The organism is Streptomyces sp. NPDC026500, assembly GCF_055567635.1.
This window is the reverse complement of the sequence record NZ_JBVHQB010000016.1, coordinates 179,913-198,262: the sequence shown is the minus strand read 5'-3', so window position 1 is coordinate 198,262 and position 18,350 is coordinate 179,913. Positions and strand designations below refer to the sequence as shown.

The following is an 18,350-nucleotide window of genomic DNA, read 5'->3' as shown; positions in this document are numbered from 1 at the left end:
TCAAAGGAGGTCCAGTTCAGTGACGAGCAAGGTCAGCAGCCCAACGGAACAGGCCGACGAAGCCGTCGTAGGAGAACAGCGCAAACCGCCGGGGGCGAAGGACGTCCGTCGGCTCGACCGGGTCATCATCCGGTTCGCGGGGGACTCCGGTGACGGTATGCAACTCACCGGCGACCGCTTCACATCGGAAACTGCCTCCTTCGGCAACGACCTCTCGACCCTGCCGAACTTCCCTGCCGAGATCCGCGCGCCCGCCGGCACCCTGCCGGGCGTTTCGTCCTTCCAACTGCACTTCGCCGACCACGACATCCTCACACCGGGCGACGCGCCCAACGTCCTCGTGGCCATGAACCCGGCGGCCCTGAAGGCGAACATGGCCGATGTGCCGCGCGGGGCCGAGATCATCGTCAACACGGACGAGTTCACCAAACGGGCGATGCAGAAGGTCGGCTACGCGACCAACCCGCTGGAGGACGGCTCGCTGGACGGCTACAACGTCCATCCCGTCCCGCTCACGACGATGACCGTCGAGGCGCTCAAGGAGTTCGAGCTCTCCCGTAAGGAGGCCGAGCGCTCTAAGAACATGTTCGCGCTGGGTCTGTTGTCCTGGATGTACCACCGGCCGACCGAGGGCACCGAGAAGTTCCTGCGGACCAAGTTCGCCAAGAAGCCCGACATCGCGGCCGCCAACCTCGCCGCGTTCCGGGCCGGTTGGAACTTCGGTGAGACGACCGAGGACTTCGCCGTCTCCTACGAGGTCGCGCCGGCCTCGAAGACCTTCCCGACCGGCACGTACCGGAACATCTCCGGGAACCTCGCCCTGTCGTACGGCCTGATCGCCGCCTCCCAGCAGGCCGATCTGCCGCTCTACCTGGGCTCCTACCCCATCACCCCGGCCTCCGACATCCTGCATGAGCTGAGCAAGCACAAGAACTTCGGAGTGCGCACCTTCCAGGCCGAGGACGAGATCGCCGGCATCGGCGCCGCACTGGGCGCGGCCTTCGGCGGCTCGCTCGCGGTGACGACGACCTCCGGCCCCGGTGTGGCGCTGAAGTCGGAGACGATCGGGCTCGCCGTCTCCCTCGAACTGCCCCTGCTCGTCATCGACATCCAGCGCGGTGGGCCGTCGACGGGCCTGCCGACGAAGACCGAGCAGGCCGACCTGCTCCAGGCGATGTACGGGCGCAACGGCGAGGCCCCGGTGCCGGTGGTCGCGCCGAGGACTCCGGCCGACTGTTTCGACGCGGCGATCGAGGCGGCCCGGATCGCGCTGACGTACCGGACGCCCGTACTGCTGCTCTCCGACGGTTACCTGGCCAACGGCTCCGAGCCGTGGCGCGTCCCGGAGACCGATGAACTGCCGGATCTGCGCGTGCAGTTCGCCCAGGGTCCCAATCACACCCTGGACGACGGCACCGAGGTCTTCTGGCCGTACAAGCGCGACCCGCAGACTCTTGCCCGCCCGTGGGCCATCCCCGGCACACCCGGCCTGGAGCACCGGATCGGCGGCATCGAGAAGCAGGACGGCAGCGGCAACATCTCCTACGACCCCGCCAACCACGACTTCATGGTCCGCACCCGCCAGGCCAAGATCGACGGTATCGACGTTCCCGACCTCGACGTGGACGACCCCACCGCGGGCACCGAGACGGCGGCCAACACCCTTGTCCTGGGCTGGGGTTCGACCTACGGGCCGATCACCGCGGCGGTCCGCAGGCTGCGCACCGCCGGGGAACACATCGCGCAGGCCCATCTGCGTCACCTCAACCCCTTCCCGCGGAATCTGGACGCGGTGCTGAAGCGTTACGACAAGGTGGTGATCCCCGAGATGAACCTCGGTCAGCTCGCCACCCTCGTCCGGGCGAAGTATCTGGTGGACGCGCACTCGTACAACCAGGTCAACGGCATGCCGTTCAAGGCTGAGCAGCTCGCCGCGGCTCTCAAGGAGGCCATCGATGGCTGACACGTCAACGGAAGGCTCGGGCACGATCGAGGCGCTTTCTCTCGTCCCCAAGGCCGAGGCCAGGCAGTCCATGAAGGACTTCAAGTCCGATCAGGAAGTGCGCTGGTGCCCCGGCTGCGGTGACTACGCGATCCTCGCCGCCGTCCAGGGCTTCATGCCCGAACTCGGCCTGGCGAAGGAGAACGTCGTCTTCGTCTCGGGCATCGGCTGCTCGTCCCGATTCCCGTACTACATGAACACCTACGGGATGCACTCCATCCACGGCCGCGCCCCCGCCATCGCGACCGGACTCGCCTCCTCGCGCCGCGACCTGTCCGTGTGGGTCGTCACCGGTGACGGCGACGCCCTGTCCATCGGCGGCAACCACCTGATCCACGCCCTGCGCCGCAATGTGAACCTGAAGATCCTGCTCTTCAACAACCGCATCTACGGCCTGACCAAGGGCCAGTACTCCCCGACGTCCGAGGTCGGCAAGATCACCAAGTCGACGCCGATGGGCTCGCTGGACGCGCCCTTCAACCCGGTGTCGCTGGCGATCGGCGCGGAGGCGTCCTTCGTGGCCCGGACCGTGGACTCGGACCGCAAACACCTCACCGACGTGCTGCGGCAGGCGGCCGCCCACCCCGGAACCGCCCTGGTGGAGATCTACCAGAACTGCAACATCTTCAACGACGGCGCCTTCGAAGTCCTCAAGGACAGGCAGCAGGCCGAGGAAGCCGTGATCCGCCTCGAACACGGGCAGCCCATCCGCTTCGGCACCGACGGCGCCCGTGGTGTGGTCCGCGACCAGCACACCGGTGACCTCAAGGTCGTCACCGTGACCCCCGACAACGCCTCGCAGGTCCTCGTCCACGACGCGCACACCGCGTCCCCGACCACCGCGTTCGCGCTGTCCCGGCTCGCCGACCCCGACACCCTGCACCACACGCCCATCGGGGTGTTCCGCTCGGTGGACCGACCGGTCTACGACACGCAGATGGCCGACCAGCTCGACGCGGCCATCGAACAGAACGGCAAGGGCGACCTCGCCGCACTCCTCGCGGGCAGCGACACCTGGACGGTCGTCGGCTGAGCCTGTCCGCAGGCGGGTTCCGTCGGCAGGCGGATTCCGTCGAGTCCGTCCGCAGGCGGTTTCTACGAGGCCCGGGCCCTGAGTGCCCGGGCCTCGTCGTACGCGCCGCGGGCACGCTCGACGTCAGCCATGCGCTCATTGGTCCACAGCGCCAGCGACCGCACCTGCTCGGCGGCCTCGCGGCCCAGGTCGGTGAGGGAGTAGTCGACGCGCGGCGGGATGACCGGCTTGGCGTCGCGATGGACGAGTCCATCGCGCTCCAGTGTCTGCAGGGTTTGGGTGAGCATCTTCTCGCTGACCCCTCGCCCGACCCTGCCGATCGCCCGGCGCAGCTCGCTGAAGCGGTACGAACGCTCCAGGAGCTCGATCAGGACGAGTACGCCCCAGCGGCTGGTGACATGTTCCAGGACCAGACGGTAGGGGCACATCGCCTCGCCGGCGTCGTACCCGTCCGCTGCCTTGTTACTTACGGCCATACCAGTACCTTACTTCAAGGTGGGTACTTTCCAACAGTTAGTGCAGCTCCTAGGGTGAGTGACATCCGCACCCCACAAGGAGATGTACGCCATGAGCATCGTCGTCACCGGAGCCACCGGACACCTCGGCCGTCACGTGGTCGAGCAGCTGCTGGAGAAGGTCCCGGCCGAGCAGATCACCGCCGTCGTGCGGGACGAGTCCAAGGCCGCCGACCTCGCGGCCCGCGGCGTACGCCTCGCGGTCGCCGACTACAACACGCCGGAGACCTTCGACGGCCTGTTCGCGGCCGGTGACAAGGTGCTGCTGATCTCGGGCAACGAGTTCGACAAGGGCCGCGTCCAGCAGCACCAGGTCGTCATCGACGCGGCCAAGGCGGCCGGGGTCTCCCTGCTCGCCTACACCAGCGCCCCCGGCAGCCTGACGGCCGCGCTGGCCGACGACCACCGCGCCACCGAGGAGGTCCTGCTCACCTCCGGACTGCCCTACACGCTGCTGCGCAACGGCTGGTACCACGAGAACTACACCGAGAACCTCGCCCCCGTGCTGGCGCACAACGCCGTCGTCCAGGCCGCCGGCGAGGGCCGGATCGCGTCCGCCTCGCGCGCCGACTACGCGGCCGCCGCGGTCGCGGTGCTGACCGGCGAGGGGCACGAGAACAAGACGTACGAGCTGAGCGGCGACGAGGCGTGGGGCTTCGCCGAGTACGCCGCCGAGCTGAGCCGGCAGACCGGCAAGGAGATCGTCTACAACCCCGTCTCCCCCGAGGCCTTCGCCGGGATCCTGACCGGTGCCGGGCTGCCCGAGGTCTTCGCCGGGATCCTCGCGGGCGTCGACACCTCCATCGAGAAGGGCGAGCTGGCCGTCACCACCGGCGACCTGTCCCGCCTGGCGGGCCGTCCGACCACGCCGATCGCCGAGTCCGTCGCGGCGGCGCTGAAGAACTGACGTCCCCGCGGACGCCGGGTGCCGGTCCGACGCACCCCGCCTGTCATGACCGTATGGCGATACGGGCATGACAGGCGGGGGTGTGCAGCGCTACCTTCTTTCATGCTGCACGGAAGTTCCCCGACCGCACGGGAGCTCCGGAGCGCGGGGGGCGCGACAGGCGTCCGCGATCGTGGAAGAAGGAGACGCCGGTGGCCGGGAAGTCGAAGGGCGAGCAGCGCATAGGTCTGCTGAACGGCTTCGCCGCCTACGGGATGTGGGGGCTCGTCCCCCTTTTCTGGCCGCTGCTGAAGCCCGCCGGAGCGGTCGAGATCCTCGCCCACCGGATGGTGTGGTCGCTGGCGGTGGTCGGGGTCGCGCTGCTGGTGATGCGGCGCTGGGCCTGGGCGGGCGAACTGCTGCGGCAGCCGCGCAAGCTGGCTCTGATCACGATCGCGGCGGCGGTCATCACCGTCAACTGGGGCGTCTACATCTGGGCGGTGAACTCCGAGCACGTGGTCGAGGCCTCGCTCGGCTACTTCATCAATCCCCTGGTCACCATCGCGATGGGCGTGCTGCTCCTCAAGGAGCGGCTGCGGCCGGTGCAGTGGGCCGCAGTGGGCGTCGGCCTCACGGCCGTCCTCGTCCTGACGATCGGCTCCGGCCGCCCGCCGTGGATCTCCCTCTGCCTCGCCTTCTCCTTCGCCACGTACGGCCTGGTGAAGAAGAAGGTCAACCTCGGCGGCGTCGAGTCGCTCGCGGCCGAGACCGCGATCCAGTTCCTGCCGGCGCTGGCGTATCTGCTGTGGCTGGGCTCGCACGGCGACGCGACGTTCGCCGCGCAGGGGCCGGGGCATTCCGCGCTGCTCGCGGCGACCGGCGTGGTGACGGCGATCCCCCTGGTCTGCTTCGGCGCCGCGGCGATCCGCGTGCCGCTGTCCACCCTGGGCCTGCTCCAGTACATGGCCCCGGTGTTCCAGTTCCTCCTCGGGATCTTCTACTTCCACGAGGCCATGCCGGCCGAGCGGTGGGCCGGGTTCGCGCTGGTGTGGCTCGCGCTGTCGCTCCTGACGTTCGACGCGCTGCGCGCCGCGCGGCGGGGCGCGCGTGCCCTGCGGGAGTCGGCCCGCGCGACCGGATCCACGACCGCCGCCGATGCCGTGGGTACGGCTGCCGATGGCGTGGGCACGACTGCCGGTGCCGTGGGTACCGCCACCGAGGTCGCGGGAGTCGCCGCCCTCGCCGCGGGTCCCGCCGGGTCGGACGCGGCGGCCGGTTCGACCGGTTTGGCCGGCACTTCTTAGCGAGCGGGCGAACTCGCCGGGGGCGAAGCGGCAGGCCTGCCCTCGTACGACAGGCAGGGCCTGCCTGTCGTACGACGTGAGGGTCGGCCCCGGCGATTCCGTTGCCCGCCCGGTGGTGGAACCACTATGAGTGGCTCCATGACGCCGAATCCCGTGCCCGCAGCCGCGCCCGTCCCCGTCCCCATCCACTGGAAACTCGTCATCGATTCCGCCGATCCGCACGCGCAGGCCGACTTCTGGTCCGCCGCACTCGGTTACGCGGTCGAGGACAACAGCGCCTTCATCGAGCAGCTGCTGGGCCTCGGCGCCCTCCCTGCCGAGGCCACCGTCGACTTCCACGGCCGCCCGGCCTTCCGGGACCTGATCGCCGTACGGCATCCCGACGACCCGTACGACAAGGAACGCGGCACCGGTCTCGGGCGGCGCCTACTCTTCCAGCGGGTTCCCGAGCCCAAGACCGGCAAGAACCGGCTCCACCTCGACCTGCACCCCGGCGACGGGCGGCGCGCCGAGGAGGTCGGGCGTCTGACGTCGCTGGGGGCGAGCGTGCTGCGGGAGGTGAAGGAGCCGGCGGGCGAGTGGGTCGTGATGGCGGACCCCGAGGGAAACGAGTTCTGCGTCCACTGACGCAGGGGCCGCCGCTCGCCGCCACCGGCCCTGTTCGCTCCCGTTCCGCTCGTCACTCTCCGTGGGAGTGGTGCGTCCAGGTGTAAGGGTTGTCCACCACGACATGGGCGCGTTCGGCGAGGCGGCCCATGCGGGTACGGGCCGATTCGAGTTGTTCGAGGTCGTCGGCGGCGGGACCGTCGTCGGCCGTGAGCTCGGTCCACACGCCGATCAGATCGCGCCCGAGGTGCAGGCCCTGTAGGGGATCGCGGACGGCACGCCACGCGGCGGCCGCACTCTGGACGTTGCCGTAGGCGGCCCGCGTGTCCCGGTGGCGTCGGCGGACCCTCGCGAGATCCAGTGACAGGTGGAACGACCTGAGGGCGTCACCGGCCAAGTAGGCGATGTACGCGGTCAGTTCGCGCAGTTTCAGAACCTCGGGGTGTTCCTGGCCCAGCGACTGCGCCGCCTCCGCGACGACGCGCTCGGCCATCCCCGAGGCCGACTCGATACGCCCCATCTTCACGGCCTCGTTGATCCGGGCGATGGGCTCCGCGAGAAACGCCGACGCGGGGTCCCGTTCCGGGCCCGGCTCCTGCGGACTCGGCGCGAGCACCGCCTCGGCGACGGCGTCGAAGCCGCGCACGGGAGCGGGCTTCGGCTCCGGTTCCGGCTCCGGAGCCAGCAGCGACAGGGCCTCCATCGCGGAAGCGGGCTTGCGCTCGGGGGAGGCTGCCCTCGGCTCGGGCGCAGGCAGCCGCTCCGCAGCGGCCGCCTGCGATTCGTGGGCGGCCATCCAGCCGGGGGCGGGCTTCGACTCCGGGGCGGAGCCGATCAGCGGGGCCGGACCGAACTCCCCCGTCGGGGTGTGGGTCGGGGTGTGCGTCGGGGCGGACGTCGTGGCCGCCGACTCCGGCACCGCCCGCAGCACATGCGTCGACGCGGCCCCGGGCAACGGCTTCGGTTCCGGTACGGCTCTCAGCGCGAAGGTGGACGGCGTGGCAGTACGGGGCACGGCGGGCCCAGCCGCGGGCACCGGATCCGGGCCGGAGGCAGGAGCGACGGCACCGGTCGCCGGACCAGCCCCCGCACCGGCGACCCGGCCGGAGTCCGCCTCCACGACCGGCTCGGACATCGCCCCGAGGGCGATCGCGGGCGGAGACTCCGGGGGTACCGGAGGCGCGGGCTGCGGCTGCGGCACGAACTCTGAGGTCACGACGGACTCGGGCCCGCGCGCCGGCGCCGACTGCGGCACGAACTCTGAGGTCACGACGGACTCGGGCCCGCGCGCCGGCGCGGGCTGCGGCGCGGGAGCGAACTCCGGGCGGGCCGGCGGCTCGGGCGCGACCTGCGGCACGAACTCCGCCGACTCGGGCCTGCGCGCAGGCGCCGACTGCGGCTCCGGAGCGAACTCCGGGCGGGCCGGCCGCTCGGACTCGGGTGGCGCTGTGGGCGGGAACGCCGGTGCGGGCGCGGACGCCGTCTCGGGCCTCGTCGCCGGGGCCGAAGGTGTCCCGCTCTCCGGTCCCGGAATCGGCCGGGCATTCGGTTCCGGTACCGACCGCAGGGTGTACGTCGCCTTGTCCCGGCCCGGGGCAGCCGGTGTCTCCGGAGCCTGCGCCGATCCCTCGGCGGACACCGGGGCGGGTGGAAGCGGCGGAGCCGACGGCTCCGGACGCCGCTGAGCCGGAGGCTGCGGGACGTCCCCGGCCGGAGGCTGGGGGCGCTCCTGAACCGGGAAGTACGGGCGCTCCTCAACCCCGGAGCGCGCGTGGTCCTGAGCCGACGGACTCGGGTCTTCCCCGCCCGGGGACTGCGGGCGCTCCTGCGCCGAAGGCCGCGGGTGGTCGCCCTGCGCCGAAGGCCGCAGGTGGTCGTCCTGAGCCGGGGGCTCGGAGAAGTTGCGGGCCGGGGGCTGGGAGTGGCCCTCGGCCGGGGAGTGCCGGTGTTCCTGGGTCGGAAAATGCGGGCGCCCGTCGGACCGCTGCACGGGTGGCGAGGGGGGCGCGGGGGGCGCCACTCGTACCGGCTCCCCCGTGTAGCGGCTGGAGCCGTCGACGTGCACCTGGAGCGGTACGACAAAGCCGATGCGTTCGTCGTGGATGGTGGCGAGAACCGGGTGACCGGTGGCGAGGGCGAGGCGGTGGAGGTGGTTCAGGATCGCGCCCTGGACCGTCTCACCGGGCGCGGGCACGACCGGTACCCCGCTGATCGTTGCACCGCTCGGGGCCCCCGCGGCACCACGGACCGCGGGACCCGCCGCGTCCGCCGACGCCGGTACGTGGACCTCGATCGGCGTCATCCCGGTGGCCGGCTGCCCCCCGGTACCGCCCGCCGAGCGTTGCCGCTTGAGTTCCCGCTTCTGTTCGCGGCTGAGTCGAGACATCGGTTCCCTCACGAAGGGGTGGTCGAGGATGAGGACGAAGAGGGGGACGGGGACGGGGTCGAAGACATCATCGAAGCCGAAGTCGAGGGCGAGGGCGAAGTCGAGGGCGCGGAGGATGCCGACAGGGCCGGCGGGGCCGCCGCCTGCAGCGTCGTCACCTCGGAGAGGTGCCACGATCGGCCGCCACCCGCCCGGGTGAGTTCGAGGTGGACGTTCGCGCGCGGGGCCGTGCCCGTCCCGCTGTCGCGGCCGTGGGCCGTGCCCTCCACGGACAGGGCGCGGCAGGCCGAAAGGGCCGTGTCGGCGGGGCCGTCGGCGTCGTCGTCCGCGGTCACGTCGACCGTGCACCACGCGCGGTGGCCGACCCAGCTGTTCCCCTCGTCGCCCGCCCCGCTCGCGGGGTGGTACGACCGCTCGGCCGCGGCCTCTGCCGCGGTGAACCAGCGGGCCGAGCGCAGCACCCCATCGTGGGAACCGTAGCCGTACTTCGTGTCATGTCCGTACGCCACCTCCGCCCACGCCTCCGATACTTCCGTCCAGTCCTTCGCGTGCTTCGCGTCCGTCGTGTCGACGAACGACGGGCTCGGCACGTGTGCGTCCGCGTCCAGCGGCCCTGCCTGATGGAAGGGGTACCTTCGGTGCCACGGACGGCACGGCGCCAGGCGACGAACCCTGCGCGCCCACCGCATCACGATGGTCCCGCAAGCCACAGCCCGTCAACGCCAGTACCCCGGTCACGGACACGACCACCGGCGCGGCGACCCTCCTGTCGCGCATCCCCGCGCGGCCTCCCGTGCGCATGCCCGAACAGATGCTCGTACGGGGCCCCGCACGAGCCTCCGGACCTGTTCAGGTACGCGCGCGCCTCCGTGCCCGTATCCGTACCCGTACACGTACCCGTACGTGTCGTCCTCATCCTCCCCTCCCTCCTCACGTCAGTCCCGGCCAGGGTGCCGGATCCGCGTACTTGACCAGCGGCGTCACATTCCGGTCGTGTACACCCAGTTGAGTCTCTCGGCTCCCACCCGATCCCCGCGTCACCGCGGCGTCACAGACTCGTCCCAGGAACCCACGTCCCGTTACCGACTCGTCCGGGCGGCAGGAGGATCGGCGAACCGACGAGGGAAGAGAGCACCCATGCGGGGGATCGAGGGGGCGCCGATGCGGGCGAGCGAAGGAGTGGCCGTACCCGGGAACCGGGGCGAAGGAGCGCCGACGCACGGGCATGACGGCGCGGTGCCCCACGGCGGCGAGCCACGGGGGCCGGGCGGGCCCGAGATATGGATTCGCGGGCCGGTCGACGCACCGGAACAGCCGCGACAGCCGTACGAGGAGGACCGGCAACTCGTCGTGAGCGCACGGACGTTCTCCTGGGTCGCCACCCATGGCGGAGCCGGCGCCTCCACGCTCGCCACCGTCTTCGGCGGCCATGACGCGGGCCGCAATTGGCCCCGGCCCGACTGCGGCGAGCCGGCCTCGGTGCTGCTCGTCGGGCGTACGCACGCGACGGGTCTGGATGCCGTCCTGCACACCCTCGACATCTTCCGGCGCGGCGACGCGCCGCCGGGACTCGATCTCGACGCCATCGTCCTGGTCGCGGACGCGCCCGGCCGCCTGCCGCGTCAACTCGCCCAGCGCGTCAAGGTGATCGACTCGGTCATAGACGTCTACCGGGTGCCGTGGATGCCCGCATGGCGCACCGGCGACCTCATCGGACCGCTGCCGCGCGAGACCTCGTCACTGGCCCGGTTGACCGGGAGGACCGCACCCTGACCGCCCCGCGCACGATCGCCGCCGCAACGTCGGCCTGGACTATTACATGCATGCGCATATATTGTTCACGCATGTAATCACGCCGTTCGTGGCGCGCACCCCTGGGGGAACCATGACCCGCCAATTCCTGTTCGTGCTCGGCAGCAGTCGCACCGGGGGCAACACCGAGTCGCTGGCCCGCAAGGCCGCCGAGCAGTTGCCCGCCGATGTCGAGCAGCGCTGGCTGTCCCTTGCCGAGCATCCGCTCCCCGACTTCGTGGACCTGCGGCGGGACAGCGACCACGTGCGTCCTCCTGCCGCGGGCACCCCGGCGATGCTGCTCGACGCCACGCTCTCGGCCACCGACATCGTGATCGCCTCGCCGCTGTACTGGTACTCGGTGTCCGGACTGACCAAGCGCTACCTGGACTACTGGTCGGGCTGGCTGCGCACGCCCGGCGTCGACTTCAAGGCCACCCTGGCCGGCCGCACGCTCTGGGGCGTCACCGCACTCGCGCACGAGGAGCCGGAGGTCGCCGACCCGCTGATCGGCACGCTGAACCACACAGCGGCGTACATGAAGATGCGCTTCGGCGGAGTCCTGCTCGGCAACGGCAGCAGGCGCGGCGACGTGCTGAACGACGCCGAGGCACTGGCGCGCGCGAAGACCTTCTTCGCGCAGGAACCGCCCCTCGCCCGCTTCCCGTACGAGGCGTGAGGCGCCCGTCGTACGGGCGGTGATCGCCCGTCGTAGGGGCGGTGACGTCCCCGCCTAAGCCGTGATGTCCTTCGCCGTGAAACGCGCCCACGCCGCCGAGCCGAACACGGCGGCGTACAGCCCCTGGAGGCCGAGGTTGCGGACCAGGTCGTCCCAGTAGACGGGGTCGCGCATGAGGTCGGCGAAGGACAGCCAGTAGTGGGAGAAGAAGTACGGCTGGAACGCGTGCAGCTGGGGGATCTGGCCGAGGATCTGGACGGTGATGACGAGGCCGACCGTCGTCGCCATGGCCGCGATGCCGCTGTTGGTGAGGGTGGAGACGAACAGGCCGAGCGCGGCGACGCCGGTCAGTGACCCGGCGACGACGAGGGCGATGAGCAGCGCGCGGCCGAGCCCCTCGGCGAGACCGATGCGGGTCCCGGAGATGGTGGTCAGCTCACCCAGCGGGAACAGCAGGGCACCCACCGCGAACGCCGAGACCGCCACCACCAGAGTCGCCACCAGGCAGAACGTCATCGTCGTCGCATATTTCGTGAGCAGCAGCCGGGTGCGGCCGGCGGGCGCGACGAGGAGGTAGCGCAGGGTACCGGCATTGGCCTCGCCGGCGATCGCGTCGCCCGCGATGACACCGATCGCCATCGGCAGGAAGAAGGGGAGTGTCACGGCCAGCGCGGTGAACACCAGGAACAGGCCGTTGTTCGTGATCTGCGCGATGAACGCGGGTCCCTCACCGCCGTCTCCGCCCGCGGTCGAGCCGCCTCTCGTCTCGACCTTGATGGCGACGCCGATGAGGATCGGCACGGCCGCGAGCACTCCGAGCAGCGCGATCGTCCGCCAGCGCCGGAACGTGGTGACGAGTTCGTTGCGGAAGAGTCCGAGTGTCCACAGCGGGCTCGGCGTCCGTCCGGCCCTCGGCTCCGCCGTCACGCCGGCCCGCCTCGCCGTCCGGCTCGATCCTCGGCCTCCCGATCCCGCCGCCGGTTTCGCGTTTGCCCCTGTCCCTGCCTCTGTCGTTGACGCTCCCCCTGTCTCTCCCTCCGCCCCCGTCTCTGCCCCTGTCTCCGACTTCGGCAGACTCTCAGCCCGCGACATCGAAACCCTCCCCGGTCAGCGCGACGAACGCGTCCTCCAGCGAGGCCCGTTCGACCCCGAAGCCGCGGACCCGGACGCCTGCCGTGACCAACGCGGCGTTCAGTTCGGCGAGTTCGCGGTCGGGAGGCTCCGCGGTCACTCCCGTCTCGGTCACGACGAGATCGGCGACGCCCTGCTCCTTGAGGATCCGCGCCGCGTCCCCCGCGTCCGGGGTGGTCACCACGAGTCGGCCTCGCGCACCCGCCGCCAGGTCGGCCACCGGGCCCTGGGTGATGAGCCGCCCCTGGGCCATCACGGCCGCGTGTGTGCAGACCTGCTCGATCTCGTCGAGGAGGTGCGAGGAGAGGAACACGGTCGTGCCGTCTGAGGCCAACTCCCTCACCAGCGAGCGGATTTCGCGCATGCCCTGGGGATCGAGACCGTTGGTCGGCTCGTCCAGGACGAGCAGTCGGCGGGGCTGGAGCAGCGCGGCCGCGAGTCCGAGCCGCTGCTTCATGCCCAGGGAGTACGCCTTCGCCTTCTTTCCCGCCGCGGCGGTCAGTCCGACCCGGTCGAGAGCGGTCGCGACGCGTGTCCGCCGGGTACGGGGGTCGGCGGCCGGGTCGGCGGCGTCGTACCGGATGAGGTTGTCCCGCCCGGAGAGGAAGCCGTACAGAGCGGGCCCCTCGATGAGCGCCCCGACGTGCGGGAGCACGGCCCGCGTGGACCGGGGCATGGGCTGCCCCAGCACGCGTGCCGTGCCCGAGGTCGGCTCGATCAGGCCCATCAGCATGCGGATGGTGGTGGTCTTGCCCGAGCCGTTCGGCCCGAGGAAGCCGAAGACACTGCCCGCCGGGACGGTCAGGTCCAGGCCGTCGACGGCGAGCTGTCCGCCGCGGTACCGCTTGCTCAGCGCGCGGGTGGCGATCACCGCGTCCTCGGCGGACACGGCACCCACGTCTCCCGCTCCGTGCGCGGACACGGCACCGACGCCTCCCGCTCCGTGCGCGGACACGGCGCCACTGCCTCCCGCTCCCCGCACGGGCACGGCGCCGCTGCCTGCCGCTCCCCGCACGGCACCGGTACTTCCCGGCTCCCGGGCCGGCATCGTGCAGGCGCTCCCCGCCTGTTCGGCGGGGACGGCAGCGCCCGCGGCCGGCGCCGCCGGATCATCGGGCTCGACGGCGGACAGCTCCTCCATGGGCTCCCTCGGTTCGACTCGCCTGGGACCTACTGGGCCGCGTTGGCCGCCTTCACCAGCGCGGCCTTGGTGACGGCACCGGCGTACACCTTGCCGTCGTCGGTGATCAGCGCGTTGACCAGGCGGGTCGAGAAGACCGTGCCCGAGCCGAACTTGCCGGTGACGTGGTCGCCGAGGGAGTTCAGGAACCCGTCGACGTTGCTGTTGCCTGTCTTGCCGGACGCGCCGGACGGCATGCCCTTGCCACCGGTGCTGAACACGGCGATGGAGTTCCAGCCCTTGCCGATGGTCTTCAGACCGTCGGGGCCCTTGGCCGTTCCCTCGTGGCCCTTCGGCAGCGCCTTCTCCATGCGCTTCGGCTCGTCGCCCTTCGCGCCCTTCGACTCGCCGCCCTTCGCGCCCTTCAGTCCGTCGCCCTCGGTGACCTTCGCGCCCTTCGGCGGGGTGAAGGCGAACGTCGACGCCGCCGGCCGCGAGAAGTCGACCTGGGTGAAGCCCGCGTCCACGACGGCCGCGCCACCGCTCGCCGGTGTCAGCGTGAACTTCAGCGGCAGCCCCGTCTTCGCGTCCACCGCGATGCTGATCGCGCCGACCGTGGAGCCGGACTGCCTGGGCTTGATGACCAGCTTGTAGGCGTCACGGCCCGCGACGTGCGCGGTGCCGTCGACGGTCACGGAGGTCGTGTCGTCCACGGACTTGAGAGCCTCGTCGGCGAAGTCCTTGGGAGTGGCGGGGACATCCCGCGGCGCCTTCGCCTTGGTGCCCTCGTCGGCGCGCCCGGACTGGGCGGACGTCGCGTGGTAGACCTCGTTCGACTTGCTGTCGTACCCCCACACGTCCTTGCCGTTGTGGATGAGGCTGTACTCGGCGGCGTTGTCCAGCAGCGAGACCTTGCCCTTGTCCGGGCCGTCGGCGGCGACGCGCAGCGTGTGCGTGCCCGAGGCCAGTTCGAGGATCTTGGACTGCGGGTCGGCGGAGGAGCCGCCGTGGCCCCCGGCCGCGCCGGACATGAGGCCGCTCTCCAGGCCACCCAGGTTGGGCAGTCCGAGATCGGTGCTGATCTTGACCGTGCCGGACAGCTGCTGGACGTCCGACTTGGCGATCTTCTCGATGAGTTGCTGCGCGGTGACCTTCGGCAGGTTGGGGTCCCCGGAGTCGGCGAGTGCCGGGACGAGCCCGATCGTCGCCGCCGCCACCCCCACCACCGCGACCGGAACGACGTACCGCGCGGCCTTGCGTCGCCCGGCGCGCAGGTCGTCGGCGTCCTCGGCCCCTGCGGCCCTCGCGCTGTCGTCGGATTCGTACGGTGCCATGTGTGCCTTACCTCCGTCGTCGGCGGCGGCCCTGCCCTCGTTTCGTGCTCCACCCCTAAGCCGCCATTCTCACCCGAACCGGTGAGGAGTGGTGTTCTCCATCTGACCAAATACACCGGATGGAAGCGTCAACCCCCGGGCTCAACTCCGCGTAGTCCTGCGGTATGACGTGAGAGGGCGGCGCCTCCCCCGACCCGTAGGGGTCGTGCCGGGAGGGCACCGCCCTGGCCGCGCACCCGGCCGGATTACTGCCGCACCGGGCGCTCGTCTCAGCGCTGCACGAACACGTAGTCCGCCCGGTAGGGGACGCCCACGATCGTGCCCGGCGTGCAGGAACCGGCCGGGGCCACGCCGCCCACGGTGTTCAGGCGCAGGATCTCCTGCGTGCCGGCGAGCAGGCCGTGATGCCTGCCGGACTGCGTGGCCCTGAGGTCGAGCTCGGGAATGTTCGTTGCGCCGTTCGGGGTCTTCGCGATCAGCGTGCCGGTGACGGCGCTGCGGTCAGGCGCGATCCACTGCGGGGTACCGGAGTTGGGCTTCACGAACGAGTGGGCGATGTGACCGCCGAGCAGGGCCGCGACATCGCGCTGGGCGAAGGCGTAGCCACCGCCGTCGGCCGGCTTGCACTCGTAGATCTGCTCGCCCTTGACCACGGACGCCTGGAAGTTGTGCGGCGCGTTCCGGAAGTCGAACGTGCCGGTGACCTTGTGGAGCTGGCCGCGGACGGCCCCGCCCGGGAACTCGGTGGTGTGCAGGTTGGCGTAGAACGAACCGGGGTCGGTCTTCAGCGTGTCGAGCAGAGCCGAGTCCTCGACCTTGACGGTCCCGACGACGCTGTGGCCCTTGATCCCGTCGAGCAGCTTGCTGAAGTCGATCTTGACGCCGCCGTTGGTGCCCCTGGCGCCCTGGTGGATGTGCAGCATGGTGGGCCTGCCGGTACCGCGCCAGGTCACGGCGACGGACACCTTCTCACCCTTGACCTTGATGAACTCCAGTGCCGCGCCGTCCTTGTCGCCCACGGCGGGGCCGCCCTGGACCGGCACTTCATTGGCGCCGCGCAGGCTCGCGGCGAGGACGGTGCCACCGCTGCCGCCCATGACTCCGTGCTGCGTGACGACGGTCCGGTCGTCGTGCCCGGAGTGGCTCATGCCGTGGCTCATGCCGCTGCTCTCGCTGTGGCTCACGCCGGCACTCCTGCCGTGACCGCCGTGGTCGGCGGCGACCGCCGGGATGACGGCGGCGGCGACCCCGGCCGCGGCGGCCACCGCGACACCGGTCAGGATCAGGCTCTTGCGACGCGTCGTGAACGTGGCGTTCGATCCCATGATTCTGTTTTCTCCCCGTAACTCGGCCGACGCCCCCTGCGTCAGCTTCTGTGCAGGAGTACGGACCCGATCCGATCCTGGACTCATTCCAAGTATGTGATGCCAGTCACATCGCCCTCTATTACCAGAACCCATCAAATCCGGCGCCGATTCGAGTGAAAACTGGCGCGAATCCGTACTAACGGTTGGCAGCGAAAGGGATCACCCAGCACTCCAAGGATCAAGGATCGAGGGATCACCATGCTCGCCATCAAGCACGTCACGGGATACGCCGCCACGGGCGCCGCCGTCCTGGCGCTCACGCTCGCCGGATGCGGAGGGGGAGGCGGCAAGAGCAGTTCCACGCCGAGCAGCAGCTCCGCGCAGAGCAGCAGCTCCACGGGATCCGCGACGCTGAATACCGCCAATATCGCGAAACTGGGCACGGTCGTGACCGACAGCAAGGGATACGTCCTGTACCGCTTCGACGCGGACTCGGCGAACCCGACCAGGATCAGCTGTTACAACACCTGCGCCACGCTCTGGCCGGCTGCCACGACCAAGGGCGGCGTGACCACGAACGGCGTCGACAAGAGCCTGGTCTCCACGGCGAAACGTACCGACGGCAGCACTCAGATCACCCTCGCCGGCTGGCCCCTCTACCGCTACTCCAAGGACACCGAGCCGAAGGAGGCCTACGGCCAGGGAGTGGACGGAACATGGTTCGCCGTGACGCCCAGCGGAGCGAAGATCACCACACCCGCATCGGCAAGTCCGGCGCCGACATCGACCTCCCCGAGCACGGGGGGAGGCGGAGGCTACTGACAGCCGCACCGGTGCACCACCCGGCCGGTCTCAGCCGACCCGGCGCACCACTCAGCCGTCCCAGCAGGCCGCCTCGGGCGACCCATGGCACACCCGGCCGCCCCAGCCGGCCCGGTGCACCACCCGGCCGTCTCGGCCGCACCGGTGCACCACCCGGCCGGTCTCAGCCGGCCCGGTGCACCACGGCGTCCACGAGCTCGACCAGCGCGGCCTTCGCGTCGCACTCGCGCAGCGGGGCCAGCGCGGCGCGCGCCTCCTCGGCGTAGCGCACGGTGTCCCGGCGCGCCTGCTCCAGCGCGGGGTGCTCCCGCAGCCGGGCCAGCGCCTCCGCGTGCCGCGCGTCGTCCGTCAGGTCGGATTCGAGCAGCTCGCACAGCGCGATGTCCTCGGCGAGGCCCAGCCGCTCGGCGCGCTCGCGCAGCCGCAGCACCGGCAGCGTGGCGATGCCCTCGCGCAGGTCCGTCCCCGGCGTCTTGCCGGACTCGTGCGAGTCGGACGCGATGTCGAGGACGTCGTCCGCGAGCTGGAAGGCGACGCCCAGCCGCTCGCCGTACTGCGTGAGCACGTCCACGACGGTCTCGTCGGCGCCCGACATCATCGCGCCGAACCGGCACGCGACGGCGACCAGCGACCCGGTCTTGCCGCCGAGCACGTCGAGGTAGTGGTCGACCGGATCGCGGCCGTCGCGCGGCCCCGCGGTCTCCAGGATCTGTCCGGTCACGAGCCGCTCGAACGCCTCGGCCTGGATCCGGACGGCCTCGGGCCCGAGGTCGGCCAGGATGTACGAGGCGCGGGCGAAGAGGAAGTCACCCGTGAGGACGGCCAGCGAGTTGCCCCAGCGCACATTGGCACTGTCCACCCCGCGCCGGACCTCGGCCTCGTCCATCACGTCGTCGTGGTACAGCGTGGCGAGGTGGGTCAGCTCGACGACCACGGCCGAGGGCACGACACCCGGCGCGTAGGGGTCACCGAACTGCGCGGCGAGCATCACGAGCAGCGGCCTGAACCGCTTCCCGCCGGCCCGCACGAGGTGCTGGGCGGCTTCCGTGATGAAGGGGACCTCGCTCTTGGTGGCTTCGAGCAAACCCTCCTCGACAGCCGCCAATCCGGCCTGGACATCGGCTTCGAGAGCCTGGTCCCGCACGCTCAGCCCGAACGGCCCGACGACGGTCACGAGAGGTTCTCCTGTCTGCTGACGATCACATGGCGAACTCGGTCGATCATTCGGTCGATGACACGGTTTGTCGATGTGTCGCTGCCATCACTCAAGTCAGCGTATCCGGTCACGTTTCGATCACCACGAGCGCCCACCGTCCCCCGGCCGACTTCGCTCCGCCAGCAGGTATGCGGGAGTACACCCGGAAGGCACACGGGAAGCACCTGCGTGCCCCAACGGCGGGTACCCCGACTCGCGGGCGCCACCCGATCACCGAC

16 protein-coding genes are annotated in these 18,350 nt (G+C 70.9%); 8 read left to right on the top strand and 8 right to left on the bottom strand.

The window, feature by feature from the left end:
• Nucleotides 1–19 precede the first annotated feature (19 nt).
• Together ACZ4N5_RS27690 and ACZ4N5_RS27685 are read left to right on the top strand one after the other, a co-directional pair.
• Nucleotides 20–1,963, top strand: coding sequence for a 2-oxoacid:acceptor oxidoreductase subunit alpha (locus ACZ4N5_RS27690; protein WP_467759747.1), 1,944 nt, complete (start codon nucleotides 20–22; stop codon nucleotides 1,961–1,963).
• Entirely contained in the window at nucleotides 1,956–3,035 is a 1,080-nt protein-coding gene (locus ACZ4N5_RS27685) for a 2-oxoacid:ferredoxin oxidoreductase subunit beta (RefSeq protein WP_467759746.1), read from the top strand. The genes ACZ4N5_RS27690 and ACZ4N5_RS27685 overlap by 8 nt, the downstream gene beginning before the upstream one ends.
• A gap of 62 nt (nucleotides 3,036–3,097) precedes the next feature.
• Here the strand turns inward: ACZ4N5_RS27685 and ACZ4N5_RS27680 are convergent, their stop codons facing one another.
• On the bottom strand, nucleotides 3,098–3,511 hold the full coding sequence (locus tag ACZ4N5_RS27680) for a winged helix-turn-helix transcriptional regulator (protein ID WP_356782135.1): 414 nt from the start codon (nucleotides 3,509–3,511) through the stop codon (nucleotides 3,098–3,100).
• 91 nt (nucleotides 3,512–3,602) lie between these two features.
• Between ACZ4N5_RS27680 and ACZ4N5_RS27675 the strand changes: the two genes are divergently transcribed.
• The 3 genes from ACZ4N5_RS27675 to ACZ4N5_RS27665 all read left to right on the top strand — a co-directional run bounded on the left by ACZ4N5_RS27675 (nucleotide 3,603) and on the right by ACZ4N5_RS27665 (nucleotide 6,367).
• The gene (locus ACZ4N5_RS27675; RefSeq protein ID WP_467759745.1) at nucleotides 3,603–4,457 is read left to right on the top strand and encodes an SDR family oxidoreductase; all 855 of its coding nucleotides are present in this window, start codon (nucleotides 3,603–3,605) and stop codon (nucleotides 4,455–4,457) included.
• 191 nt (nucleotides 4,458–4,648) lie between these two features.
• Nucleotides 4,649–5,740, top strand: a complete 1,092-nt coding sequence (gene rarD, locus ACZ4N5_RS27670) for an EamA family transporter RarD (protein WP_467759744.1) — start codon at nucleotides 4,649–4,651, stop codon at nucleotides 5,738–5,740.
• Between the two features lie 138 nt (nucleotides 5,741–5,878).
• Nucleotides 5,879–6,367, top strand: coding sequence for a VOC family protein (locus ACZ4N5_RS27665; RefSeq protein WP_467759743.1), 489 nt, complete (start codon nucleotides 5,879–5,881; stop codon nucleotides 6,365–6,367).
• Between the two features lie 52 nt (nucleotides 6,368–6,419).
• On the opposite strand, the gene ACZ4N5_RS27660 is transcribed toward ACZ4N5_RS27665, so the two are convergent.
• Nucleotides 6,420–8,732, bottom strand: a complete 2,313-nt coding sequence (locus ACZ4N5_RS27660) for a hypothetical protein (protein WP_467759742.1) — start codon at nucleotides 8,730–8,732, stop codon at nucleotides 6,420–6,422.
• Nucleotides 8,733–8,740: 8 nt separating this feature from the next.
• Complete coding sequence (locus tag ACZ4N5_RS27655; RefSeq protein WP_467759741.1) at nucleotides 8,741–9,322, bottom strand: hypothetical protein; 582 nt, start codon at nucleotides 9,320–9,322, stop codon at nucleotides 8,741–8,743.
• Between the two features lie 589 nt (nucleotides 9,323–9,911).
• Between ACZ4N5_RS27655 and ACZ4N5_RS27650 the strand changes: the two genes are divergently transcribed.
• Complete coding sequence (locus tag ACZ4N5_RS27650) at nucleotides 9,912–10,505, top strand: DUF6668 family protein (RefSeq protein ID WP_467759784.1); 594 nt, start codon at nucleotides 9,912–9,914, stop codon at nucleotides 10,503–10,505.
• Nucleotides 10,506–10,617: 112 nt separating this feature from the next.
• Nucleotides 10,618–11,202 carry a flavodoxin family protein gene (locus tag ACZ4N5_RS27645; protein WP_467759740.1) on the top strand — a complete coding sequence of 195 codons (585 nt, stop codon included), beginning with the start codon at nucleotides 10,618–10,620 and terminating at the stop codon, nucleotides 11,200–11,202.
• 54 nt (nucleotides 11,203–11,256) lie between these two features.
• Here the strand turns inward: ACZ4N5_RS27645 and ACZ4N5_RS27640 are convergent, their stop codons facing one another.
• From ACZ4N5_RS27640 to ACZ4N5_RS27625, 4 genes are all read right to left on the bottom strand, one after another.
• Entirely contained in the window at nucleotides 11,257–12,294 is a 1,038-nt protein-coding gene (locus ACZ4N5_RS27640; RefSeq protein ID WP_467759739.1) for an ABC transporter permease, read from the bottom strand.
• Nucleotides 12,281–13,474, bottom strand: a complete 1,194-nt coding sequence (locus ACZ4N5_RS27635; protein WP_467759738.1) for an ABC transporter ATP-binding protein — start codon at nucleotides 13,472–13,474, stop codon at nucleotides 12,281–12,283. The genes ACZ4N5_RS27640 and ACZ4N5_RS27635 overlap by 14 nt, the downstream gene beginning before the upstream one ends.
• Nucleotides 13,475–13,503: 29 nt before the next feature.
• A complete protein-coding gene (locus tag ACZ4N5_RS27630) occupies nucleotides 13,504–14,787 on the bottom strand; it encodes a LolA family protein (RefSeq protein ID WP_467759737.1) in 1,284 nt (427 codons plus the stop codon).
• 269 nt (nucleotides 14,788–15,056) lie between these two features.
• The gene (locus ACZ4N5_RS27625) at nucleotides 15,057–16,112 is read right to left on the bottom strand and encodes a CHRD domain-containing protein (protein ID WP_467759736.1); all 1,056 of its coding nucleotides are present in this window, start codon (nucleotides 16,110–16,112) and stop codon (nucleotides 15,057–15,059) included.
• A gap of 240 nt (nucleotides 16,113–16,352) precedes the next feature.
• Between ACZ4N5_RS27625 and ACZ4N5_RS27620 the strand changes: the two genes are divergently transcribed.
• Nucleotides 16,353–16,916, top strand: a complete 564-nt coding sequence (locus ACZ4N5_RS27620; RefSeq protein WP_467759735.1) for a COG4315 family predicted lipoprotein — start codon at nucleotides 16,353–16,355, stop codon at nucleotides 16,914–16,916.
• Nucleotides 16,917–17,079: 163 nt separating this feature from the next.
• Here the strand turns inward: ACZ4N5_RS27620 and ACZ4N5_RS27615 are convergent, their stop codons facing one another.
• Nucleotides 17,080–18,090 carry a polyprenyl synthetase family protein gene (locus tag ACZ4N5_RS27615; RefSeq protein ID WP_355761912.1) on the bottom strand — a complete coding sequence of 337 codons (1,011 nt, stop codon included), beginning with the start codon at nucleotides 18,088–18,090 and terminating at the stop codon, nucleotides 17,080–17,082.
• Between the last annotated feature and the right edge of the window lie 260 nt (nucleotides 18,091–18,350).